At 33.9% G+C, this 24,261-nt stretch carries 27 protein-coding genes; 6 read left to right on the top strand and 21 right to left on the bottom strand.

Annotation, left to right across the window (positions count from 1 at the left end):
- Positions 1 to 181 precede the first annotated feature (181 nt).
- Positions 182 to 379 carry a DUF4177 domain-containing protein gene (locus TA89_RS02005; protein WP_040210428.1) on the bottom strand — a complete coding sequence of 66 codons (198 nt, stop codon included), beginning with the start codon at positions 377 to 379 and terminating at the stop codon, positions 182 to 184.
- A gap of 205 nt (positions 380 to 584) precedes the next feature.
- On the opposite strand from TA89_RS02005, the gene TA89_RS02000 reads away from it, so the two are divergent.
- Both TA89_RS02000 and TA89_RS01995 read left to right on the top strand, forming a co-directional pair.
- Positions 585 to 1,124: a sigma-70 family RNA polymerase sigma factor gene (locus TA89_RS02000; RefSeq protein WP_040210427.1), complete on the top strand. Its 540-nt coding sequence runs from the start codon at positions 585 to 587 to the stop codon at positions 1,122 to 1,124.
- A complete protein-coding gene (locus TA89_RS01995; RefSeq protein WP_040210426.1) occupies positions 1,105 to 2,487 on the top strand; it encodes a DUF4179 domain-containing protein in 1,383 nt (460 codons plus the stop codon). Before TA89_RS02000 ends, TA89_RS01995 begins: the two co-directional genes overlap by 20 nt.
- 104 nt (positions 2,488 to 2,591) lie before the next feature.
- Here TA89_RS01995 and TA89_RS01990 read toward each other — a convergent pair whose 3' ends face one another.
- The 11 genes from TA89_RS01990 to TA89_RS01940 all read right to left on the bottom strand — a co-directional run bounded on the left by TA89_RS01990 (position 2,592) and on the right by TA89_RS01940 (position 13,958).
- Positions 2,592 to 3,557 (bottom strand): MYG1 family protein, encoded by a 966-nt coding sequence (locus TA89_RS01990; protein WP_082023809.1) that lies wholly within the window; start codon positions 3,555 to 3,557, stop codon positions 2,592 to 2,594.
- A 110-nt stretch (positions 3,558 to 3,667) separates the two neighbouring features.
- Entirely contained in the window at positions 3,668 to 4,813 is a 1,146-nt protein-coding gene (locus TA89_RS01985) for an AI-2E family transporter (RefSeq protein WP_052447270.1), read from the bottom strand.
- A gap of 147 nt (positions 4,814 to 4,960) precedes the next feature.
- On the bottom strand, positions 4,961 to 6,760 hold the full coding sequence (locus TA89_RS01980) for a S9 family peptidase (RefSeq protein ID WP_040210424.1): 1,800 nt from the start codon (positions 6,758 to 6,760) through the stop codon (positions 4,961 to 4,963).
- 293 nt (positions 6,761 to 7,053) lie between these two features.
- Positions 7,054 to 8,427, bottom strand: coding sequence for an MATE family efflux transporter (locus TA89_RS01975; RefSeq protein ID WP_040210423.1), 1,374 nt, complete (start codon positions 8,425 to 8,427; stop codon positions 7,054 to 7,056).
- A 251-nt stretch (positions 8,428 to 8,678) separates the two neighbouring features.
- The gene (locus TA89_RS01970) at positions 8,679 to 9,035 is read right to left on the bottom strand and encodes a hypothetical protein (protein ID WP_052447269.1); all 357 of its coding nucleotides are present in this window, start codon (positions 9,033 to 9,035) and stop codon (positions 8,679 to 8,681) included.
- 29 nt (positions 9,036 to 9,064) lie between these two features.
- Complete coding sequence (locus tag TA89_RS01965) at positions 9,065 to 9,670, bottom strand: anti-sigma-I factor RsgI family protein (RefSeq protein WP_040210422.1); 606 nt, start codon at positions 9,668 to 9,670, stop codon at positions 9,065 to 9,067.
- A gap of 249 nt (positions 9,671 to 9,919) precedes the next feature.
- On the bottom strand, positions 9,920 to 10,096 hold the full coding sequence (locus TA89_RS01960) for a MarR family transcriptional regulator (RefSeq protein WP_040210475.1): 177 nt from the start codon (positions 10,094 to 10,096) through the stop codon (positions 9,920 to 9,922).
- 147 nt (positions 10,097 to 10,243) lie between these two features.
- A complete protein-coding gene (dcuC, locus tag TA89_RS01955; protein WP_040210421.1) occupies positions 10,244 to 11,650 on the bottom strand; it encodes a C4-dicarboxylate transporter DcuC in 1,407 nt (468 codons plus the stop codon).
- Positions 11,651 to 11,681: 31 nt separating this feature from the next.
- A complete protein-coding gene (rihC, locus tag TA89_RS01950) occupies positions 11,682 to 12,605 on the bottom strand; it encodes a ribonucleoside hydrolase RihC (protein WP_040210420.1) in 924 nt (307 codons plus the stop codon).
- Between the two features lie 2 nt (positions 12,606 to 12,607).
- Positions 12,608 to 13,531, bottom strand: a complete 924-nt coding sequence (rbsK, locus tag TA89_RS01945) for a ribokinase (RefSeq protein ID WP_040210419.1) — start codon at positions 13,529 to 13,531, stop codon at positions 12,608 to 12,610.
- A gap of 1 nt (position 13,532) precedes the next feature.
- Positions 13,533 to 13,958, bottom strand: a complete 426-nt coding sequence (locus TA89_RS01940; protein ID WP_040210417.1) for a GNAT family N-acetyltransferase — start codon at positions 13,956 to 13,958, stop codon at positions 13,533 to 13,535.
- A 183-nt stretch (positions 13,959 to 14,141) separates the two neighbouring features.
- Here TA89_RS01940 and TA89_RS01935 point away from each other — a divergent pair, with 183 nt between their 5' ends.
- From TA89_RS01935 to TA89_RS01925, 3 genes are read left to right on the top strand one after another with little or no spacing between them, the layout of a single operon-like run.
- A complete protein-coding gene (locus TA89_RS01935) occupies positions 14,142 to 15,155 on the top strand; it encodes a LacI family DNA-binding transcriptional regulator (protein ID WP_040210415.1) in 1,014 nt (337 codons plus the stop codon).
- A 40-nt stretch (positions 15,156 to 15,195) separates the two neighbouring features.
- A complete protein-coding gene (locus TA89_RS01930) occupies positions 15,196 to 15,873 on the top strand; it encodes a uracil-DNA glycosylase (RefSeq protein WP_040210414.1) in 678 nt (225 codons plus the stop codon).
- Between the two features lie 53 nt (positions 15,874 to 15,926).
- Complete coding sequence (locus tag TA89_RS01925; protein WP_040210413.1) at positions 15,927 to 16,802, top strand: DUF5808 domain-containing protein; 876 nt, start codon at positions 15,927 to 15,929, stop codon at positions 16,800 to 16,802.
- Positions 16,803 to 16,876: 74 nt separating this feature from the next.
- Here the strand turns inward: TA89_RS01925 and TA89_RS01920 are convergent, their stop codons facing one another.
- On the bottom strand, positions 16,877 to 17,296 hold the full coding sequence (locus TA89_RS01920; RefSeq protein WP_040210412.1) for a PPC domain-containing DNA-binding protein: 420 nt from the start codon (positions 17,294 to 17,296) through the stop codon (positions 16,877 to 16,879).
- Between the two features lie 109 nt (positions 17,297 to 17,405).
- The gene (locus tag TA89_RS01915) at positions 17,406 to 17,723 is read right to left on the bottom strand and encodes a CDP-glycerol glycerophosphotransferase family protein (RefSeq protein WP_040210410.1); all 318 of its coding nucleotides are present in this window, start codon (positions 17,721 to 17,723) and stop codon (positions 17,406 to 17,408) included.
- Between the two features lie 157 nt (positions 17,724 to 17,880).
- On the opposite strand from TA89_RS01915, the gene TA89_RS01910 reads away from it, so the two are divergent.
- Positions 17,881 to 18,486, top strand: a complete 606-nt coding sequence (locus tag TA89_RS01910) for an FMN-dependent NADH-azoreductase (RefSeq protein ID WP_040210409.1) — start codon at positions 17,881 to 17,883, stop codon at positions 18,484 to 18,486.
- Positions 18,487 to 18,600: 114 nt separating this feature from the next.
- On the opposite strand, the gene TA89_RS01905 is transcribed toward TA89_RS01910, so the two are convergent.
- The 7 genes from TA89_RS01905 to TA89_RS01875 form a co-directional block, all read right to left on the bottom strand.
- Entirely contained in the window at positions 18,601 to 19,602 is a 1,002-nt protein-coding gene (locus TA89_RS01905; protein ID WP_040210407.1) for an aldo/keto reductase, read from the bottom strand.
- A gap of 137 nt (positions 19,603 to 19,739) precedes the next feature.
- Positions 19,740 to 20,579: a class II fructose-bisphosphate aldolase gene (locus TA89_RS01900; protein ID WP_040210406.1), complete on the bottom strand. Its 840-nt coding sequence runs from the start codon at positions 20,577 to 20,579 to the stop codon at positions 19,740 to 19,742.
- Positions 20,580 to 20,613: 34 nt separating this feature from the next.
- Positions 20,614 to 21,453 (bottom strand): PTS system mannose/fructose/sorbose family transporter subunit IID, encoded by an 840-nt coding sequence (locus TA89_RS01895; protein ID WP_040210405.1) that lies wholly within the window; start codon positions 21,451 to 21,453, stop codon positions 20,614 to 20,616.
- Positions 21,431 to 22,192, bottom strand: a complete 762-nt coding sequence (locus TA89_RS01890) for a PTS sugar transporter subunit IIC (protein ID WP_040210403.1) — start codon at positions 22,190 to 22,192, stop codon at positions 21,431 to 21,433. Before TA89_RS01890 ends, TA89_RS01895 begins: the two co-directional genes overlap by 23 nt.
- A gap of 24 nt (positions 22,193 to 22,216) precedes the next feature.
- A complete protein-coding gene (locus tag TA89_RS01885) occupies positions 22,217 to 22,693 on the bottom strand; it encodes a PTS sugar transporter subunit IIB (protein WP_040210402.1) in 477 nt (158 codons plus the stop codon).
- Between the two features lie 19 nt (positions 22,694 to 22,712).
- Entirely contained in the window at positions 22,713 to 23,756 is a 1,044-nt protein-coding gene (locus TA89_RS01880) for a zinc-dependent alcohol dehydrogenase (protein ID WP_040210401.1), read from the bottom strand.
- Positions 23,757 to 23,781: 25 nt separating this feature from the next.
- Complete coding sequence (locus TA89_RS01875; protein ID WP_052447268.1) at positions 23,782 to 24,210, bottom strand: PTS sugar transporter subunit IIA; 429 nt, start codon at positions 24,208 to 24,210, stop codon at positions 23,782 to 23,784.
- Positions 24,211 to 24,261: the final 51 nt, after the last annotated feature.

The raw sequence follows: 24,261 nt of genomic DNA, 5'->3' as shown, positions 1-24,261 counted from the left end.
TATTTTAATAGAACTTAAATTAATTCTATATCTTCCAATTCTTAATTATGTCACACTTCCTAGGTAAAGTAAATATAAACCCTTTCTAAAACTTCTGTAATATTAAGGCTCTTATAAAAAGCTGCAATTAATAATTGCAGCAGCAGTAAGATTCTATCCAGTATAATAAACACTATAATATTTATTTAACTTCTTTCTTAAAAACCAAGCAATCGTAATCCAATTTAGAAGGCTTTCCTACAGTGGCATAAGGCTTTTTCATGGTACCAAGGCATTCCCAGCCTTCACTGCCATATTTATTAAGCTCTTCCTCCACTGTTGAATCAGAATCAGAACTGATAAAATGATCCATAGTTACAACTTTATATACCCAATTCATTATATCAAACACTCCTTTTTATATTCTTTTGCTTATTATTCCTAGATATAACAATAACCATACTAAAAAATATCCGTTATAATATCTTTGTGCTTATTTTAGTGAATTTATAATAATTAACGGTGAACCAAATATAGAAATCCGGTATCTAATGTATATAAATACTTCGAAGATATTTGTATTAAAAAGGAAAGGGGCATCATAAGTGAATTTTGATTTAGAGGTTAGTCTTGCTATAAAGGGCAATAAAGACTCTTTCATTCATTTAATAGAACACTTGGAAAGTTACATGTATAAGGTGTCAAAATCCATGCTTTATTCAGATTCTGATTGTGCTGACGCTATTCAAGAAACTATATTAAAAGCCTATAAAAACATTGCTTCCATCAAAAATCCTCAATTTTTTAAAACATGGTTAATAAGGATTTTAATAAATGAATGTAATAAGATAAATAATTATAAAAAGAAAGTAATACCTATGGAGGAAATTTTCCCAGACAGCCAAGGGACTGGAATCACTGACAGCCTATCCATAGAGCATTCCATAAGCTTATTAGAGGATGATTTGAAAGAAGCAGTAATCTTATATTACTTTGAAGATTTACCGGTAAAAGAGATATCTAGGGTTTTAAATATACCTGAGGGTACAGTAAAATCCCGGCTTTCCAGAGCCCGTGTAAAGCTTGCAAAGTCTTTAGGAAATGATTTTCAGAGGAGTGATAATTGTGAACGAAGAAGTATTTGATAATAAAATAAATGAGAAGGTTAAAAATTATAATCCATCTGTTCCTCCTATAGTTAAGGATAGAATAAATTCAACTTTAAATTCACTGAATGAAATGCAAGATAGTACTTATATTGCAAGTAAAGTTTATAAAAAGAATAAGTTTTTTAACTTTAAAAACAGAAAGAAAATTATAGCCGCTTCCTTAGTGTTAGCTGTAATATCCACAGCAGCAATACCAACTTATGCAAAAAAACTCAATATAGCAGAATCAATAAAGAAACATTTTAATATTGGAACTAAATACGATAAAGTAACAGATGAATTTGGTGTATCAAGAAAAAGCAGCGGTATTGAGGTCACAATAAACAGCGCAATTTATGACGGCTATTATCTTTTACTGGATTATAAGGTGGAAGGAGATAAACCTTTTAATGAAAAGCCATCTATAAAATCAGAGGTAATCCTTACCCCCGGCACAAAAAAAATATTCAAAAATAAGAACTTTGCCTCCGTCAGCCATGAATACGGAGATTTTATCGACAGCAGTAAAAAAATATATGAAGGCTCCGTAAGCTATCGCGTACCGGCTTCAAAGATAAACAATGAGAATAAACCTGAAACAATAGATACGGTTATGGATAAAGCTCTAATAGCATCTAAGCTTCCTGAAAACTATAAGTTAGAAATGGATATAAGCGAATTATCAGGGATAAAGGGCAATTGGGATTTTAATTTATTAGTAAACAGTGAAAAAGCTAAGAATAATATGTATGAATATGCAATAAATAAAGATTTAACCTTTTTAGATTATAAAGCAAAGCTGGATAACGTTGTAATCACCCCTATAAAACTTTATCTTCAGGGTAGTTATTCAACAAAGGATTCATTTTTAGATTACATCTTAATAAATGATAAAAATGAAGTACTTGCCCTCTCCGGCGGTGAAACTGTAGAGTATAATAATGATAGAAACTATACTTATGCTTATGAAAACTTTGAAAATGAATCAGAATATATCACTGTAATACCATATAATTATTATCAACAAAAAAAATTAACTTCAATTCCTCTTAACCTTAAGGGAAAAACCTCCGTTCCTTTGGGAGATGGAAGAGAACTGACTATAACCAAGGTAGAGGAAAAAGATAACAAAACCTACGTTTACTATGAATCTGAGCATCCGGTAAACGAATATCTGCCCTTCTATTTAGGTGATGATGAAGGCAAAACCTATATGAGAGATAGAGTGGAAAGCAAAACCGCCTTCCATCTTAAAGAAAAGGTAGTGGTCTTTGAAGGAAACTTATTAAATAAAAACCTTCATGTAATAAACAATACTGTTATACATTATAATAATTCCTTTAAGATTCCCCTTAAATAAGAATATAGCTTCTGCTTCATGCAGAAGCTATATTCTTATTTATTTTTCTTCCCTTTTACGGATATATAGCAAAAGCACAGTAAAAGCCAGCCAAACACCATGATTTATTTATTAATATTATTCTTATAATTAGTAAAGAACTTCTGAAAGAATTTACTTAGCGCTCCTGAAGACTTTTCTTCCTGAGTACCTATTGCAATCTCCACCATTTTTTTAATCCCCTCAAAAGAACCTGCTATGGCTATAAATCTTCCGGAATGGCAGAAGACCGCATCCTTCACTCCCGTTACTTCAGCTAACTCACCATCTCTTTTAGATGCCCAAGCCTCAGGAAACTTTTTTCTGTCTTCTCCTTGTGAATCTCTCACCGTTTGAGCAGCATAGTTGTTTTTATCCTTATATATAACATAAAGAACTTCCTGCTTTTTATCTAACCTTTGAAGAACTTCACCGTAAGGGATATATTTATCCAAAACCATAACCTGAGGGATATATCTGTTATTAAAAGCTTTTTCTACTGATTCCCGGGCTTTAACAGAGGAAAGTTTATATCTAATTTTGTTTTTCAAAACCTGAGATGCCAAACCAACAGCTTTTAGAAAAGCTTCATCTTCATTTTCTTTAGAAAACCATGGAGGATTAAACCCTGAAAGTATATTGGAAATATTCAAAATAGGCACTGAGGTTTCTCCTATATTTACTCCATTATCCAGTGCATCTATCCCCTCGATTAAGGCTCTGTCTATATACCTTGATAAATAATCCACATCCTCGACATTTAGTGAAGGATCTGCTGTACTGATAACCCTCTCTCCAAACTCTTTCCAAATTAATCCGCAGGCCGCATAAGGGACACCATCTTCCCTATATATTTTATCCATTCCATGATGATCGAATTTTCCTCCTCCAACATCATAAACAATATCTAATTTCTCCAGCGTGCTTTCTTCTCTGGTCCTTGTTATTTCTATATTAAAAATCTCCTTAAGAATAGCCGTGGCCATCACATCATCAGCATGAAACCTTCCATCATGGGTACCTACTTTTTTATGCTCCCTATTATAATTCATATAATCACCACGCTTCTCAATTTATTTTAAATAAAAACTCAAAACCTGTTACAATGAAAATCCAAAAATTTCTATATCACAGCAAATTCACATCTCTCACCTTTGGCTTCTCACCTCTCCCTCTCCATATTAATCCCCTTCTTTTTCAACCTGTCATTAACAGCTCTAGAAAACACCGTATATATCACTCCCAGTAAAGGGATTCCGATAAGCATACCAAGGACACCGAAATATCCTCCTCCCACAGTTATAGCAAGCAGCACCCATAAGGCAGATAAGCCTATTGAGTTTCCTACTACTATAGGATATATTAAGTTTCCTTCTATCTGCTGAATAACAATTATAAGTACTATAAACCATATAGCTTTAGCTGGATTTACCATTAAAATTATAAAAGCTCCAGGTATGGTTCCTATTAAAGCTCCAAAAATAGGAATTAAGGCTGTTACTCCCACCAGCGTACTTATAAGCACCGCATAAGGCATGGAGAAGATGGTCATACCTATGAAACATAGCAGCCCAAGTATAATGGCTTCAATAAATTGACCGGAAACAAATTTTGAAAACTTCAGTTGAGATAATCTCGCAATTTCCATTACTTCCCTTGCTTTATCAATTTCTATAAAGGCAAAAAGAATTTTTTTAGCTTGTAATATAAGTTTTTCCTTACTTAAGAGGATATAAACAGATATTAAAAGCCCCATTATTATATTAAATATCACAGATGTCACTCCAAGGGTGATACCCAGCAGCTGATTCATTAACCCTCCAGTTATTTGGCCTACTACTTTAAGAATATTTTCCCCCATAGACAATACTTTTACCCAAATTTCATTAAGAAGTTCTGTAGAACTCATATATTCGTTCATAAAGCCTTCAAGAGAGCTGACATATTGAGGAATATTCTGCATCAGAGTGGAACTGCTCTGAACCAGCTGTGGAATCACATAAAGGAACAAAGCTACTATGAGTCCCATTATGATTATAAGGGTTGATAAAAGAGATATAGGTCTTATAATCCCTTTTTTCTTTGATCTTTTCAGCAAAGGCTGCATTATATTTTCTTCTATTAATTTCATAGGAATATTAACTACAAAGGCAATTCCCGCTCCTATTATAAAGGGAGTGAGTATTCCCATTAATCCACCGAAAAATCTTCCTACAGCCTTAATATTTAATAATATAAAAGCTAAAAATACTATGTAGGTAGCCAGCAGTATTTTTGATGAAAATTTTGGATCATTTAAATGTTTCATTTCCATTCTCCTAACGATATAAACTATTTCTTAAACTTTATATACAAAACATTTTAACATAAACACAGCAGAAATATTATAAAAGTAATATAAAAAGTGCATAAGCAATATTTTACTTATGCACTGATTTTATTATAGTTTTCTATTCTACTTTATTCCTAAATTTCTTTTTAAGAATTCTGCCATTTGAGGGTAGCAGTGTAGCTTATTCTTCATCTTGCTTATTCCATGACCTTCATCTTCATATCTAAGATATTTAACACTGACACCTCTCTTTGCAAGGCAGTCCACCACCTGCTCTGCTTCTCCTACAGGAACTCTTGGATCGTTAGCGCCGTGAACTACCATGAGAGGTGCTGTAATATCATCCACCTTTCTGATTGGTGACACCTCTCTTAATATTTCACGATGATGCTCTAATGTACCGTATTCTGAACCTCTATGAGCTCTTCTGTATTCTGCTGTATTCTCCATAAAGGTCTCTAGGTTAAACATACCCACTATATCTATTCCGCAGGCCCATAAATGAGGATACCTGCTTAAGCTGGATAAAGTCATATATCCGCCGTAGCTTGTGCCCATAACAGCAATTTTATTTTTATCAGCTATATTTGAATTTACTATATATTCTACTAAAGAATCGATGTCTTTGACGCTGTCTAATCTCTTTTCTACATCGTCTAAGTGATGATAGCTCTTCCCGTATCCTATACTTCCCCTGACATTAGGTGCTACCACAGCTATTCCTTCGTTTAATAAATATTGAATCAATGGATTATAGATTGGGCGTTCCTGCCCTTCAGGTCCACCGTGAATTTCTATTACTACCGGAAGATTTTCAGGACTTTTTCCTACCGGTGTATACAACCAAAAAGGAACTTCTAAACCATCAAAAGATTTATACTTTTTAAGCTCCGGTTCAACGAGAACATCAGTATTTAAGTCTGCCATAGAACTGTTGGTAATTCGTTTTAAGCTGTCATTATCTATATCCAGTATCCATAGATCTGAGGTTCTTTTTCCTGAAGTTAATGAAAATAATAATTTATGTCCCTTTTGAGACCAGGTTATGGATTCATAATAGCTTATAACTCCTAAAGGAGGTATAGGATGATTTATGAATATTCCATTTTTTGTATCCATTATTTTCATGGAAGAATAACCATCTTCATTTATTAGCATAACTAAATATCTGTTATCTGAGGACAAAGAAATAGCTTCTATATCCCAGTTAGTTTTATAGTAAGGCTTAAGAGACTTAGTTTCGATATCGTAATAAGCTACATAGGTATATTCGTCTTCTCTGTCTGTCAATAAGTAAAAACCTTTGCTGTCTGAACGCCAGGTTGGATTTACATATTGTGCAACTGTATCATCTTCAGGTATCTTGACAGCTTTACCGTTATTTACATCCACCATCCATAAAGCATTATCTGATGTAGCCAGTAATTTATTATAAAGTAAATACTGTCCATTAGGTGATAAGCAGGCAGGAAGATTATAATTATCCTCATTTTGAAGTATAGTCTTAATTTCTCCTGTTTCAACATCAATAGAACAAATATCAAAACTTGCTCTTTTGCGTGCATTGCAGCTCATAATGATTTTCTTTCCATCATTGGTCATTCCGCCTAAATAATGGCGAACTTCAGGATTATTAGTTAAATTTACAGGCTCTTCAGCTCCATCCTTAAGAAGATAAATCTGCTCCTGCTCATTTCCGCCTTCATCCATACAGAATATAATACTCCTGGTATCCATATGAGTTTGTACTCTAAATATTCTTTCGCTGTAGAAAGTCCTTTGACGGGTTTCTCCTGTGGATAGAGATTTTTGCCAGATTTGTGGTACTCCGCTCTTATTATTGATAAAAACAACATTTTCATTATCAAGCCATTCGCCTCTGCCGCTGTTTTCTACCGAAAGATATTGTTCTAATTGGTTCATGTCTCCCACACTCCCTTTTATGATTTAATATTAACGCTAATTAAGAAAGCATTTTCTGTTTTATAAAGCCGTTTATTTAGATATACTAAGTTATTAATGTTTTGTCACAACCAAGCTTTATTTGACTTTAACTTATATAATTCGACAATTTTCATGTTTTTCCTTTCATTTTTTCTAAACATTTTAACTTTTAATTAAAACATTTTTCAGACAAAAATTAATGACCATATTAAAACATAATCCTGAATATCAGGTTTATGCTCAATATGGTCAAATTTATTTGATATATTTTTCTACTTAGATTCAGTTTTGGGATCGGATAAATTACGTCTTACATAAGTTATAAATACTATAGTTGTTACAGTTGCAGCTATTATATCAGCTACAGGCTCTGCAATTAGTATACCTGTTGTACCCCAGAAAATAGGGAAAATAATAGCTAGTGGAATAAGAAGTATTATTTTTCTAAGCAGTGCTAAGAACATAGATATTTTAGCCTGACCTAAAGCAACCAAGGTATTTTGACAGGCAAACTGCGCTCCCATAAGTAATACACCGGCCATAAATATCCTCATTCCCTTGACGCTTAATTCAATAAGTTCTCTGTCATTTGAGAAAATCATAACAAAAGCTTGAGGTACAAACATAGAAACCAGCCACATAAGGGTAGAAAAAGCCATAGAGCTCATTATTAACAGTTTAAATGTCTTTTTAACTCTATCCACCTTCCCAGCACCATAATTATAACTTATTATAGGCTGAGCTCCTTGTGCTAACCCCATCATTGGCATAAGCAGAAACTGCATAGTACTTACCATAATGGAAAGAGAACCTACCAGCTGATCCGCTCTTGCGCCACCGTATCTCTTCATTCCTGAATTTAATGTAAGCTGTACTAAGCTTTCAGTAGACTGCATTATAAAAGGTGATAATCCTAAAGCTAATACAGGAAGTATAACCTTTTTGTCTAATTTAAAATATTTTTTTCTTATCTTTATGATACTTTTTTTACTCACTAAGAACTTAAGCACCCACAAAGCTGAAATAAATTGAGAAAATATTGTAGCTATGGCAGCTCCTCTTACTCCCATGTTAAATCCAAAAATAAGAATAGGATCTAATATTATATTTGTTACAGCTCCAATAACTACAGTCATCATACCGATTTTTGCAAACCCCTGTGAGCTTATAAAAGCATTAAGTCCTAAGCTGATCTGTACAAAAATAGTTCCCATGAGATAAATGGTAAAATATTCATCCGCATATGGAAGGGTATTTTCTGTAGCTCCAAACCAGGTTAACAAAGTTTCTTTAGTAAAAAAGAAAACTATCATTAAAGTTATAGAGATCATTAAAAGGGTAACGAAGGAATTGCCAAGAATCTTTTCCGCTTCATCATTTTTTCCTTCCCCCATTTTTATTGCGGCTCTTGGAGCACCCCCCATACCAATAAGAGCTGCAAAAGCGGATATAATCATTATTATTGGAAAAGCTATTCCCAATGCTGCAATAGCAAGGGATCCTACATTGGGTATCCTTCCTATGTACATCCTGTCTACAATGTTGTAAAGAGCATTGATTACCTGTGCCGTTATAGCCGGTATAGCCAGGCTGAATAATAACTTTCCAACGGGTTCCACTCCCAATTTGTTTTCTTTGTTGTCCATACTCTTCTCTCCTCTTTCTAAATTAACCATCTTTTATCCTGTGTATAAAATCTTATAAACATAACGCAGGTTTTAAAAACTTTAGTTTATTATATATTTGAACTTTTATATAGTATTATATAATCCTGATATATATATGTAAACCTCGTTATTAACTCTCTGAAGTAATAATTTCAATTAAGCTATATTAAAAAAGCATGCATATTTTTAATATATACATGCTCATAAATACTAAAAACTAATATATTAAATTAATCATCCTCTTCTTCATGGTCAATTTCTTTTTTGTTTTCTTTGTTTTTTACTGAAGCTTCTTTTTTAGAATCCTTTTTCTTCTTTTTCTTTTCCTTATTTTTTTCTTCTTTCTTCATTTTTTCCTTAGATTTATCTTCTTCTTTTCTTGCCTTCTCTTCAGCTTTTTCTCTTTCCTCTTCAGCTTTTTCTTCAGCTTCTCTAGCTTTTTCCGCTTCCTTTTCTGCCTTTTCTCTCTCTTTCTCTGCTGCTTTCTCTTCCTTTTCTCTTGCTTTCTCCTTTGCTTCTTCTTCCTTCTCTTTTGCTTTCTCCTCTGCCTCTTTAGCATCCTCTTCGGCATCATCTGCCTTATCCACAGCATCCTCATACTTATCCTTAACAGTGTCTATGTTATGTTGTTTTCTTTGGCATAAGCAAAAAGGCTGGCTATTTTCACTTCAGCTAATTCTTCTTTACTAATATAAGAATTACCTTTTACTAATTTTTCAATAACAGAATATTTTCCTGCGGAAACTCCATTTTCATGAGCTTCCTGTAAAAGTCTATCATTAACATCTATATTCTGCTTAACTACTTCTGAGTGTACTTTATTGGCCTCCAAAGTTTCTTTAACACTTTCATCAACTTTTTCAAGTATATCTTTAGATTTATTGCTTATAGATCCTGTGATTAATATTTCATTTGCCTTATCCGCTTTTATGTATCCAAATTCCACTGACTTTTCAACAATTTGCTTTACAGCATCTTTAATCTTCAAGCCTATAATCTCTAAGTCAGAAATAAGCTTTTCTGCATCCTTATTAACTGCATTAACGCTTACCACATTGTCATATTGGTTAGTTACTAATTCTATACTGGGATTTATGTCTATTGCCACATAGTTTTTAGGAATAGCTTGTACCGTAACCCCCCCTAATAAAAGCATTAGTGAAAGTGCACAGGTCAAAAGAAAAGTAAAATACTTTTTAGTCATTGCTTTTATTCCGTCCAATTACATTATCCTCCTTTTAAATTACTGAAATTCCGTTCCTTTATTTGTATAATCCATGAAAACATTACTTTTTTGCTGTCTATAAACATTTTTATAATTTCCTTTATAATTATATCATATTTGTAATTAAAACCAATAGATTATGTTATCTATCATTAAATATGGTAATAAAAACAGCTTTAATCCTAGGATTAAAGCTGTTTTTTACAAACCTTTATATGTTATTTTTATTTCACCCTATGCTTTAAACTAATTTGCTGAATAGTAGCATCTTTTTGGGGAGCTGATTTTTTCTTCAGATTTTAAAGCTTTTAAAGCTTTATCTACTTCTTTTTTATCAATATTTGCTGTTTCCGCAATTTCTCCAGCTTTCATTGGTTCACCGGAATTTTTTAAAGTTTCTAATACCTTATCTTTTACATCCATTTTAAGTTTCCTCCTTAATAAAATATATATTTGTATTATAACCACTATAATTAAACATTCCAATATTATTTTAAAAAGATTATCATATTCATAAAAAGCTGCAGGGTGAACCATTATAGCACACCCTGCAGCTTTTTATTTTATAAATTATAAGAATAGTATCATGGATAGTACGAACATGAATATTACACCGCCAAGCATTGGCACTGCTGTTCTCTTTACAATTTCTAAAGCAGGCTTTTTAACAGATCCTGCTACTATAACAGTAACAGCCGCTACCGGTGAAACTGCTCTCATAAGATTTCCTGCAAGTCCCATAGGTACTGATATAGCTATTGGGCTGATTCCAGCTGCTTCTGCAAGAGGAACCATCAATGGTACAAGGGCAAAGAACAGTGCTGTACCGCTTCCAGAAAGCAATACTATTAATAAGGATAAACCTACTAATATTAATGGAAGGATAATTCCCATACCTGTTCCCTGTGTGGAAAGCATTGCTGATTGTAAAGTGCTTATAAGACCGATGGACTTTAATCCTGTTACAAATACACTGGCTGCTACAAGTAAAGCAACTATTGATATACCATTTGCCATACCTTTAAAGAAGCCTTCAGTATCGGATAAAACTCTTTTATCACCTTTATATCTTACTAATTCACATATTATTGCAATGATAAAGCTTAGTATTGAAGCTACTTCTACAGACAGCTTAATGGAAGAGCCTGTAAAGTAAACTAATATTAATAATAGAATTGGAAGCAGTGGAAGCAGAGCATATACTGTTTTAAACAGTGCAGAACCTTCTATTTCTTTTATGTCCTTAATATCAAGCTCTTCATCTTGTATTTTACCTGCATCCTTCTTGTCCATAAACTTCTGCCATAGATAATGCAGTGCAGCCATAACACCTAAAGTTGGAACAGAAACCATAGCGTGATATTTCATAACATAATCTGTTACTGACAATCCTGCATATGCTGGATATTTAGCTAATTCCTGAGCGATAGCAACGTTATCGCTTCCAAGAGGAGTTGGCATTACCGTTGCAGTGGTTGCTATAACCGCTGCTGCTGTTAGTGTGCTCATACCTGCTTTTTTCATAACAGGGAACAATGTAGCTAATAATATTATTGATAAGTTAGAAGCACTTGGAATTACTAATGAAAGAAGATTTCCCAGCAAAAATACTATTGGAACTAAAATATATGCTGATTTAATCTTTGAAATAGGTTTTGTTAAAACATTTACTGTAACGTCATTAGCACCTATTTTGCTCATGTATGCAGAATATCCGCCAAGTATTAATATAATGAAACCGGCTGCTGATAGATTTTGTTTGAATATATCTCCTATAGCCTTTATAGGATCCAGTAAAGCAGCTCCTGTAGATGCAAAGTCTTTAATACCGATACCTTTTCCCATAGCGATAGCAATGTACATTAGTACCAGCCCTAAACCAAACAATGTGATTTTGATATCCATCTTTTTAATCAGCATGTAAGTTAATAAAGCAACTGCAATGATAGCTGTAGCATACATAATAAAGTTGTTCATAAAAATTTTCTCCCCCTATGTTTGTTTTAAATTATATGCATTTCTCAATGGAACTTATAAACCATTTTTTAAACATATCCTGATTTATGTCTGTACATACTTTAGCATTAGCAGGCTTACCTAAATATCCTTTTAAATCAACTATTGTACATCCAAGGGTCAGACTGCTTGAGGTTTCTACATCTATAAATGTATCAGTAAGCTCATACATTTCCGGACAAAGAAGATATGCTACAGCACAGCTGTCATACATCTTAAGCCCTGTTTTAAAGCTTCCCCCTCTGTATTTTTGAAATAAAGAGTACATCATATCTCCTGTCTTACCCAAAATCTTTATCTTTTCACTGTCTTCAGGATGAACAAGAGCCTTTAGCCCCATATCAAGCCCTGCCATAAGAAGGTTAATTCCGCTGTCAAATACTATTTTAGCTGCTTCCGGGTCAGTAGCTATATTGAACTCTCCCATAACAGTCTTATTTCCTCTTGTAATAGAGCCTCCCATAAACACTATTTCATCTATATTGCTCTTTACTTCAGGATACATCTTTAATAAAAGAGCTATGTTTGTTAAAGGTCCAATAGCTGCAATAGTCACAGGGGTTTCACTTTCAAGTATTACCCTTCTCATAGCATTGACAGCATGTTCCTCTAACAGATTACTTCTGTCAGGTTCTCCAAATTCATAACCATCCATTCCTGTGGCTCCGTGAATGTCCTTAGCATCAAGGAATTTTTGAATCAAGGGCTCTCCTGCTCCTTTAGCCACAGGTACTTTCTTATCAAAGAAGGTCAACAGCCTTAAAGCATTTTCCGTAACCAAATCCACGCTTACATTTCCTGCTACGGTAGTAATTAATTTTACATCAAGCTTTTCAGAAAACAAGGCAATGGCGATGGCAATTGCATCATCAATACCTGGGTCGGTATCAATTATTAATTTTCTTTTAATATCCATTTTTATTCTCCTTTATTTTTAAAAATTTCTTCTACTTGTCCACTTGTGGGAATAGAAACCTGAGCTCCTTCTCTGGTAACGGTTATAGCAGAAACCTTAGTTGCATATTTTAAAGCTTCATTGAATGTTTCACCAAAAGAAAGCTTTGCAGCCATGGCTCCTATAAAGGAATCTCCTGCTGCGGTAGAGTCCACCGCAGAAACCTTATATGCCTCTGCTTCTATTATTTCTTCAGGAGTTATAGTTACACTTCCCTGAGAACCTAGGGTTATCACTGCATTCTTAATCCCTTTTCCTCTTAATTCCCTTCCTGCTTTTTTACATTCTTCTATGCTTTCAGGATAAATCCCTGTAAGTATTTCACATTCACTTTGATTAATCACTAATATATCTATATATTTATAGAAATCCTCTGAAAATTTCTTTGCAGGAGCAGGATTTAATATAGTTGTCATACCTATGTTTTTAGCATGCTCTATGAGCTTAAGGGTTACCTCTATATCATTTTCGAACTGGGTTATAAATATATCCTCTTCAGATGCAATTTCATCAAGTTTATCCTTTGCAAAAGAAAAAGTTAATGTTTCATTTGCTCCGGGGTTTAATATAATTCTGTTATCATTATTATGCCTTATAATCATGGCTAAACCTGTAGAATCCTTATCTTGAATCTGAACAGCATCTGTGTTTATGTTATTTTCTCTTAACGAGCTTAGTATTTTTTCTCCAAAAGCATCTTTTCCCACACTTCCTACAAAGGAAACCTGTGCACCGGATCTTACAGCAGCTACAGCTTGGTTTCCTCCTTTTCCGCCTTCATTCATAAAAAAGGCATTTCCCTGGATAGTTTCTCCGTTATTCGGCATTTTATCAACTTTTATGGTAAGGTCCATGTTAAGACTTCCAACTACAATTACTTTTTTCATACTAACTGTTCCCATCCTTCTTTCTATCTAAACAAATCATACCTGAACCATAGCGTTCATTTGGTCGGGTTATAAATCCAAATTTTTCGTAAAACTTCTCAGTGTTCGGCATGGCCATAAGTCCTATATAAGGATTTTTGCAGCTGCAGGATTCTATGTAATCTAAAAGATTATTTACAATCATACTTCCTATATGTTTTTTCCTATAATCCGGATGTACCACTACGTCTTTTATAAAAAAAGTGATCCTTCCATCGCCCACTACTCTTCCAATGGCTATAGGTTTTTCTTCGTCATAGATAACTGCACTGTATAGGGTATTTTTTAAAGCTTGTATAATGTCCTCTTTATCGTATTGCTGCATAGGAGCATATCTTCTTATGGAATCATATATCTCCCAGGTTAAGCCATTTTCCTTAACATACATTTCGCTATCCCCTTGATAAAACGTTTTACTAATTACAAAAACATAATATCATTCAAAGAAACCGTTGTCAACATTTTTCGACAAAAAAATAAAACGTTTTATCACTGTTATGTATTGGAAGTACATTTTATTACTATTCCCGCTATTCAATAAAATATGCTATAATTTATCTGGGTGATAAAAATGAAAGTTACAATAAAGGATATTGCAAAACTTGCTAATGTATCTGTAAGTGCAGTATCTCTGGTTCTTAACAATAAACCATGCAGAATCTCTGAAGAAAAAAGAGAACTTATTAAAAAGATAGCAAGGGAGCATAATTATACTCCTAATATAAATGCAAGAAGCTTAGTTACCAATGAAACAAAAACCTTCGGTCTCATTATCCCTGATGTTGACAACATATTCTTTTCAAGGCTTACAAAAGCCATTGAAACTTACTGCAGAAGGTTCGGCTATGCTTTAATGATAGTAAACTCCGACGATGAGTATAAAGAGGATATCCATTTAATAGATTTGCTATCTTCCAGAGGGATAGACGGATTATTTATAACTGTTTCAAACTCCTCCTATGAACATCAAGAGGAGGTTTCAGAAGCACTAAAAAAATTAACTATACCCTATATAATGATTGATAGAGTTTTTCCGGATTTAAATTGCAGCAAGGTGTATTTTGACAGCTTAGAAGGTGCTTATATAGCAACTAAATATTTAATCGATCATGGACATAGAAAAATTTCCTGCATAACTCACTGCTCTAATTCAAAGATGCCATATTCCAGATATGAAGGCTATAAAAGAGCCATGGAGGAGCATGGAATAGATATAAGTGAAGATTACATCCTTCTTGGAGATTATAAGGTCAAAAGCGGATACGAGGCAGGTGAAAAATTGGTGGAGACAGCTCCTTCTGCGGTCTTTGTAACCAGTGATATGATGACCTTTGGACTTTTAAAAAAGCTAAAAGAAAAAGGTCTCAGAATTCCTGAGGATATATCTGTAATAAGCTATGATAATTTGGTAAATGAGTTTAGCATAGATACAGAGATAACCTCTATAGAACAAAATATTTCACTGCTTGGGACAAAAGCTTCTGAGCTCATGCTTAATCTGATTAAAAATAAAAATTCTCAACCGAAAAGCATATGTCTTACACCTAAACTTATTATTAAAGAAAGCGTCAAAAAAATTATTTAATATTTCATTTTCACTGCTATAATTAAATTAGGTGATTAATATGATTAAATTTGATAACGATTGGAACGAACTTTTAAAGGAAGAATTTAATAAAGAATATTATAGAAAATTAAGGGTATTTCTCATTAAGGAATATAAGACAAAAACCATTTATCCGGATATGTATGATATATTTAATGCCCTTCATTATACAGCCTACAAGGATATTAAAGCAGTAATATTGGGACAAGATCCCTATCACGGTGCCGGTCAGGCTCATGGACTAAGCTTTTCCGTAAAACCGGGTATTCAACCGCCTCCTTCCCTTATAAATATTTATCAGGAACTTAAGGAGGATTTAGGATGCTATATTCCAAATAATGGCTATTTAAAAAGTTGGACAGAACAAGGGGTGCTGCTGCTTAACACTGTTTTAACGGTGGCAGCTGGTAAGCCTAATTCCCATAGAAATATCGGTTGGGAGATATTTACAAATAAGGTTATACAGCTGTTGAACTTAAGAGAAAAACCAATTGTGTTCATACTTTGGGGAAGCAACGCTCAATCTAAAATAAGCTTAATAACAAATCCTAACCATTTTATTATTAAATCTCCGCATCCAAGTCCACTTTCTGCCTATAGAGGTTTCTTTGGAAGCAGACCTTTTTCAAAAGCTAATAACTTTTTAATTTCTAAAGGGATAGAGCCTATAAACTGGCAGATAAATAATTTACCCTAGAATTATAAAATACATATTATATAACATAAATAATATCCAAGGATGTGTTAATAATGACAGGGATTATTTTATTATTTGTAATAATAATAATTTCAATATCAGTATTTTTTACTAACGAGGACTCTGGTAAAATTAATAATAATATACTTTTAAGCATCAGACTTCCCTATTCTATGCAGGAGGAAGAGGAAGTAAAAAATATAAAAGAGAGTTATAAAATATCATCAAGGAAGCTGACTGTATTATTTACAGCTTTAGCTTTACCTATTTTGATAGCCACTAAATACCCCTCTTTTTTAATAATTTACCTCTTTATATGGATAGGTTTATTCTTTTATTTTAATAACAGGGTATTTATGCAGCACTTTAATAAATTATTATCCTTAAAGAAGAAAGAATCCTTTAACACAGAGGAGGACGAATGTTGGGCAAAGGGCGGCTACTGCAACCCTAAAGATAAAAGACTGATGGTGCCTAAGCGTATGGGGTACGGCTATACACTAAACACAGGGAACAAAAAAGGAAAATATTTAAACTTTTTTACCTATGCCTCCATTACTGCTTTGCTGGTATTCTTATCCTTCATGTTTATTTCCTTTGATACAGCAAGTTTTAAATTATCTATAAATAACAGCACAGCTGAAATCTCTGCTCCGGTATACAGCTACAGTTTCAGCTTAAATGAGGTTAAGACAATAGATAAAATTGATAAACTCCCCAAGGGTGTAAGGACAAACGGAGTGGGTACAGAGGCATACAGCCTTGGAAACTATAACCTTAATACCTATGGTAAATCAAAGATGTATGTATATAGAGATAATCCTCCTTATATAGTTATAACCTTAGAGGAGCTTACAGTATTTTTGAACGGAAAAACTCCGGAGGAAACAGAGGCGCTTTATAATGTACTTAAAAATAATTTAAAATGAAAAATTTATAGTCATGTACCACCAGCTAAGCTGGTGGTACATGACTATAATCTTTATATATATCAACTTTTAATTTATAGCTTGAACAAATTTAACCCTGAGTCCTCATTATATTCTCTTCCTATTTCACCCTGTACCTCTGTTAATAACATTTCACAGGTTCCGCTTATCCATGCTTCATTTAAGTGACCGCCATGGGCATTATACTCAGAATCTCCTAAGGTTATATGAATATGGATGTATACCTGTCCATCATTTCTTGATACATTGCCGGAAAGATTCGTTATTTCGAAATCTCCACTTAGAACCTTTGAATTATAGGTTTTGGTATGGGTATCGAAGAGACCTATTTCCACCTTATCCGCAGCACCTATGGCAGTTACAAATCCTGCCTGGATGTCATTATCGGCACATATTTTTTTAAGAGAAGCAATTATTTCTTCTCCTTTATCTATCCTTATAATCCAATTTGTTCCCATCTTCTTATAAAGCATATTATCCATCCTTTCTTCATTAAGTATACTTTAGCTTTACTTTAATAAATCTGACAGCACTTCATTTTTTATATGCCTATGTACTTTTTTACCACTGGTTCCATCTCCATTAGTTATGCTTCGTAAAAATTTTCTCATACGCTCTTCTTTTTTTAGGATCTTTATCCATTAAAATCATCTCTTTAAATTCATTTATATTCATATCTTCATTATAAGAGTAATTCCCCAAATAATCGGTGCAATAAAGCCTTTTTTTGTTTTTTCTTTCTTTATCTATGATAGAAAGTACAGGTTTTCCTGTAAGCATATATTGAAACATTATCGAGCTGTATCCACTGATTAATCCATGAGATACCTTTATCGCCTTATAGCTGTCACTTTCTAAATCAAGTATTATATTATTTTGAGATAAGGCCTTCTCCTCCATTTTTTATAGTTTCATTATATACCTTTGCTTTTATATTTGTAAATATTTTACTTAATCAATTTCCTCTCCTTGATAATAAAATATTTATGTATTATTATTATATTATAATAATAAATATTTTAAAGTAACTATAGTTAAATAAGAGAGGAACAATTCAATGAATAAAGTACTATATATTAAAGCAAACGCAAAAAAAGAAGGTCAATCAAGAACCTTCAGAATATCAGATAGTTTTATAGAAGAATATAAAAAAAACAATCCAGAAGATGAGATTATAACCTTAGATTTATATAAAGAGGGAATAGCTCCACTTCCCTTTGGACAGCTTGAAGAACTGCGATCACCTTCACTGATAGTAGATAAAAATCATCCAATACTTAAATATGCCTTTCAATTTTTAGAAGCAGATAAATATGTAATTGCAGAGCCCTTCTGGAATTTAAGCATTCCAGCTATACTTAAAGCATATATTGATTACATCACTGTTACAGGAATTACATTTAAATATACAGCCACAGGTCCAATGGGATTATGCACAGGGAAAAAAGCAGTTAACATAGTTTCAAGAGGAGGAAATTATTCCGCTGAACCTTTCTCGGCCTTTGAAATGGGTGACAGATATTTAAGGACAATTTTAGCTTTCCTTGGAGTAGCAGATTATACAACTATAGCAGCAGAAGGCTTAGATGTTATCGGAAATGATGTTGAGGCTATTGTAGAAGAAGCTATACTTAAAGCCAAAGAATTAGCAAAGAAATTTTAAGTATAAAATTTACATATAATAATCATATGGAGACATAAAAGTATAAAAGAGTGGTTTAATACCACTCTTTTATTATATAAGAACTTTATTTATAAAATTGTATATTTTATAAATTTACCAGGCATAGGCTTCTGGAGCAGCTCCTCCGGGACCAGGGAATATTTCATCCAGTCTTTGAAGAACTTCATCAGAAAGCTCTATTTCCAGAGCATGTAAAGCATCTTCTAACTGCTTCATAGTTCTAGGTCCTATGATTGGAGCAGTTACCCTTGGATTTGCCAGAAGCCATGCAAGAGCAACGTTAGCTTCACTTTCACCAAGCTCTCTGCAAAGCGCAGAATATTCTTCAAGCTGTTTATGTTTTTCCGGAGATAAATTTCTTCCGAATTCTTCAGCACCTCTGCTATTCGCTGCATTCTTAAGAACGCTTCCGCTAAGGTATCCGCCATGGAGAGGACTCCAAGGCAAGAATGCTATTCCTAATTCTTCTGTTGCTGGCAGTACTTCAAGTTCTGGAAGCCTGTTAGCAAGATTGTATTTATCTTGCTCGCTTACAAGTCCCAAGAAATTTCTCTTTTCAGCATTTGCCTGTGCCGCAACTAAATGGCGTGCGGCAAAGTTACAGGAACCGATGTAAGTTGCTTTTCCCTGATTTATAACACGCTCAAATGCTCCCCAGATTTCTTCCCAAGGTGCATGTCTTTCTATATGGTGCATCTGATATATATCAATATGATCTGTTTGCAATCTTCTTAAAGATCCTTCCACGTGTCTGCGTATTTTGAAAGCTGAGTTACCGTCTCCATTAGGTCCTTCAGTTTCATCATGCATATTACAATATACCTTTGTTGCAAGGATAACCCTATCACGTCTTTGCTCCCCCTGTGCAAACCATCTGCCTAAAATTTCTTCTGTCCATCCTGTATGGTTATCAGCATGTTGTCCATGTAAACTTCCGTAAATATTAGCGGTATCAATATAGTTAATTCCTGCGTCTAGTGCCCTATCCAAGATTTTGAATGCTTCTTTTTCTTCAGTACGAGGTCCAAAATTCATTGTTCCAAGACAAAGTTTACTAACCTTAAGACCTGTTCTGCCTAAATGTGTATATTTCATACTAACCATTCCTCCCACATTTGAAAATAAGTTTATTTAAATAGAGAATTGAAGATGCAGCAAAGCATCTTCAATTCAAGTTATCTTACAACAAAGTAAATCCTATTGCACTATAATCAATTATATGAGTCAAACAACTACCAACGATTATTTGATCCAAATAGTTTAATATAATACTCTAATTTATTTGCATAAGCATCCATTGAAACTCTAAATATTTCATTTAAAATCCCCCTCTTATGTGGGTCATAATCTGATAGATAATCTGTCATTGCATGAACTGCAGCATCTCTTAAATCTGTACCAATGTTTATTTTACTGATACCATGTTTTATCGATTTTTGTAAATTGTCATCTCCTGAAGAGGAACCACCATGTAGTACAAGTGGTATGTCTATTGCTTTTCTTATCTCATCCAGTCTTTGAAAATTTATTTTAGGCGTTCCTTTATAGTGCCCATGCGCTGTTCCTATAGCTACAGCCAGAAAATCAACTCCAGTTAATTCTACAAATTTCACAGCATCCTCAACTCTTGTTAAGTTATCTTCACTGTCATCATACTGAAGTCCCATACCTACATGTCCTAATTCTGCCTCAACAGAAACTCCAACTATATGAGCAGCTCTGACTACTTCTGCTGTTTCTTTAACGTTATCTTCAAAAGAAGCTGAAGATCTATCTAACATAACAGAAGAAAAACCGGCTCTAATTGCAGTCATTATCTGATCAAAGTTATCACCATGGTCTAAATTCAATGCAACTGGAACCTCTGGATATTTGTTACTGTAGTATTTAGCTACTTCTGTAAGAAATTTTAAGTCAAAGGGTCCACCAGTATTCAATATTATTGGAGATCTTAACGCTAATGCCTTTTTAAAACTAAACTCTATAGAAAGCGCATCAAATATACTTGGAGCTACAACTCCATAACCTTTTTTTGTTGCCTCTTCTAAAATAGGCTTCATACTAACAAACATAATAAAACTACACTCCTTGATTATTATATTTCTGTTATTTTAAAATTCCTAAAGCTCCTAACACTACTCCTGCAACCAACAATCCTACTAAAGCATTCATATACTTATTACCACGTTTTTCCAAGTAGTAATACGTTAACATTACAGTAGCTAATGAAAGCAATCCTGGGAATATCATATCTATATATTTTTGAATTTCGAATACTTCATTTGCAGTGGTGATTGAAAGAGAAGTTTGAGCCTTAACAAAGTTGGCACATAATGCCCCCATCATAAACAATCCCATAATTGATGATCCATCTATTAATTTTTTAATTCTGCTTCCTTTTAATAAAGTAGTAATAGAACTACGTCCTTTATTGTACCCAAGATGAAATAAAGTGAAGCCTATAGGAGTACATATAAGACCAAAAAGTAATGCGGATGCCAATGAAGCTATAACACTTCCTTCTTTAGCTGCAGGAAGAAACATGGAAGTTAATATCGGAGAAATGGTAAGCCAGTCTATAGTATCTCCAATTCCAGCTACAGGACCCATAAGCCCGGTCTTGAAACCAGTAATAACTTCATCAGGAACAGCAGCATCATCCATAGACTTTTCTTCCTCTAATGCTATGACAGCTCCGCCTATAATACTCCCCCAGTTACACTGAGTATTAAATAGAGACAAGTGCCTTTTAAGAGCTCTGGATAAATCCTCTTTATTAGGATATAACTTTTCTAAGGTCTTACTGATAGCAGAACAAAAACCTACTCCCATAAGTCTATCTGTTGATTGTCCCACATGGGCTGTCAAATTCCATCTTAACCAGGCAAAAAATATATCTTTTTTTGTTAACTTTCCTTTTATACTAGGCTGCTGCTGCTTTTCCATCTGCTTTCCCCCCACTCAATTGAATATATATTACCGCAGCTATAGCTGCAAATATTGCACAACCTATTGAAGGCAGTTCAAAATATTTTACTAGGAAGAATCCTAAGAAGAAGAAAGGTAGATAATCCTTTCGTCCAATTACCCTTACTGTCATAGCAAAACCAAGAGCCGGCATTAAACCACCTGCAACTGTTAAACCTGTAACTAATCTTTGTGGTATTAGATTTATAACAGCAGATACAGCATTTGGTCCAAGATAAACAATTAATGTGACAGGAATTATACCAAATACGACCCAATAGGCAGCACTTCCGCCAAGATGTAATAAACGGACCTTAACAGCATTTCCTTGTTCTGCAACCTTATCAACCATATTAGCTATGAATGACATATATACTTTAGACAAGTTGATTGTCAATGTTCCCAAAAGACCAAAAGGAATCGCAAAGCTCACTGCTAATTCAGGGCTCATACCAGTGGCTAAAGCCAATGGGATTACTATACAGCTTCCTAAACCTTTATCTATTGTAGCAACACCGCCTAGATTAGTAACAAGACCTAGGTAAACTGCCTGTAGATAAGCACCTATAATACAAGCAGTCTTTACATCCCCCATTATTAAACCTATAATAACAGCCAGGAAGGTCGGCTTATATACAGCTTCTAAAAGAAAAGTATAGTTTGGTGTCCATCTGCAAAAGAAATACAATATACCAATAAAAAACGATTGAACTAACATAAAATATCCTCCTCAATACCCATATTAAACTAAGGACTTTATCTTTATCTTTTTCTCAGTAGGAACAGACTGAGCATATGCATCTATTCCCGCTTCCGCCATCTCCAAAAGTTCAGGAATATGCTCCTCACTTAATCTGCTGGAAGGATGCAGTATCTTTGTCTTCTTCTCTGGAGTCAGATTTCCTATTTGTATACTATCAATTGGGAATCCAGCCCTCCATACTCTATGTGCAGTATGTACATCCTTTATTAAAACTAATAAGTTAGCATCAGGCAGATTATTAGATTTCCACCTTTCAGCTGCATCTTCCACGGAACAAATCGTTACTCCTAAAGTATCTGGAACAGCCATAAGGTATACATCCTTCATAAAAGGATCATTGGCCACTACATCATCTATAACTAATATGTGATTTATACCATTTACCTTTGACCACATAGTCATTACTTGTCCATGTATTAACCTGCTATCTACGCGTATTAAACATATTTTACCCATATTACCCCTCCGATTATTACTATTTATCCCATAAAACTAAAGACACCCTATAGTTTCCTGGAGTTGCTGCTAAAGTGAAGGCTTTCTCATATTCTTCAAGTGGTACCTTATATGAAACTAATTTATCAACCTTAACGGTTCCATCTGAAAGGTACTTATTTGATAAGCAGTAATCCCCTACACTAGCTCCTCCCGTTCCAATTATATGCCAATTCCCATAGTGTACTTTATTAACATCTAAATTTAATTCTGGTGAAGGATATCCTGCAGCAAATAATAAAACCTTTCCACCTCTTTTTACCACTTTAAAGGCTTGGTCTGTTGCTACTGTGTTTCCTACTGCAACAACTACGTGGTCTAGTCCGTAACCATTGCAGAAATCATTTGAAAATTTAACTATATCATCTTTTATAGGGTTCATAACTTCAAAGCCTAAAGATTTAGCTAATGCTATACGAGTTTCATCAACTTCACTTACAAAAACTCTGCAACCAAATGCTCTTGCAACCTGAGCATTAACCAAGCCCATATTACCTGCGCCTATTACAAGAAGAGTATCTCCTGGATTAACAGATAATTTTCTTACTCCATGAACAGCAGTTGCTAAAGGCTCCAAATAGCATGCCTCTTCAAATGGAAGGTTTTCGTTTACTTTGAAAACCTGATTTTTATTTATCAGCATAAACTGGCTCATTCCAAAGCCTCCTGTAACCCCTTCTACTGGATATATTTCAGTATTGATTTTACAGCTTTTAGTATTTCCTTTTTTACACTCATCACAATATCCACAACCGGTATATCCAACAGCAATATGCTCACCAACTTTGAATCCCTCAACATCTTCACCTATTGCTTCAATAATTCCAGCAGCCTCATGTCCTGGCGCATAAGGGAAGGATTTATTAGATTTACCCCTCATTCCATTCCAGTTCTGCCAATCTGTAGTACATATATTACAGTTTTTAATCCTAACAAGAACTTGTCCTTTGTCTGGTTTTGGAACCTCAGCTTCCCTAATAGCTAATTGACCTATTTCTTCCATTACAAGAATCTTATACTTCATAACTCAAACTCCTCCCATTGTTACCTTATAATTTTAATTTTTGAATACTGCATTGAGTACTCTCTAATACCTGCTCACATAATTCTTTTCCCTTATACTTACCTCTTAATAGAGCGGTCTCCATAAGTATACATAAATTAACTCCAACAATTGCATCAACCTGCCGAGTTCTAGAAAATATTGCCACGGTATTACAAGGTGTTCCTCCTAGTAAATCTAGTAAAATAACAGATCCTTCCTTCATTCCATTAATAGCATTACCTACCATATCCCTATACTCTTCTACAGAAAAATCCGTAGTTAAAGGTATAAAGTTAATTCCTTCAATAGTTCCCATGATCATTTCTGCACTTTTTATTAATTCCTTTCCAAAATAACCATGAGTTAATACAAGAATTTCTGGCAGTGCTTCCTCTACCTTGGTTAAGTCCCCTATTTTAGACACTCCTTTCACTATTATTTTAATTTCGATGCATTCACTTAATTAAATAGCAATAAGGATGCC

It is taken from the genome of Clostridium polynesiense, from assembly GCF_000820705.1.
GTDB lineage: Bacteria > Bacillota > Clostridia > Clostridiales > Clostridiaceae > Clostridium_AA > Clostridium_AA polynesiense.
The sequence above is the reverse complement of the archived record's forward strand: the minus strand, read 5'-3'. Positions and strand labels throughout refer to the sequence as shown.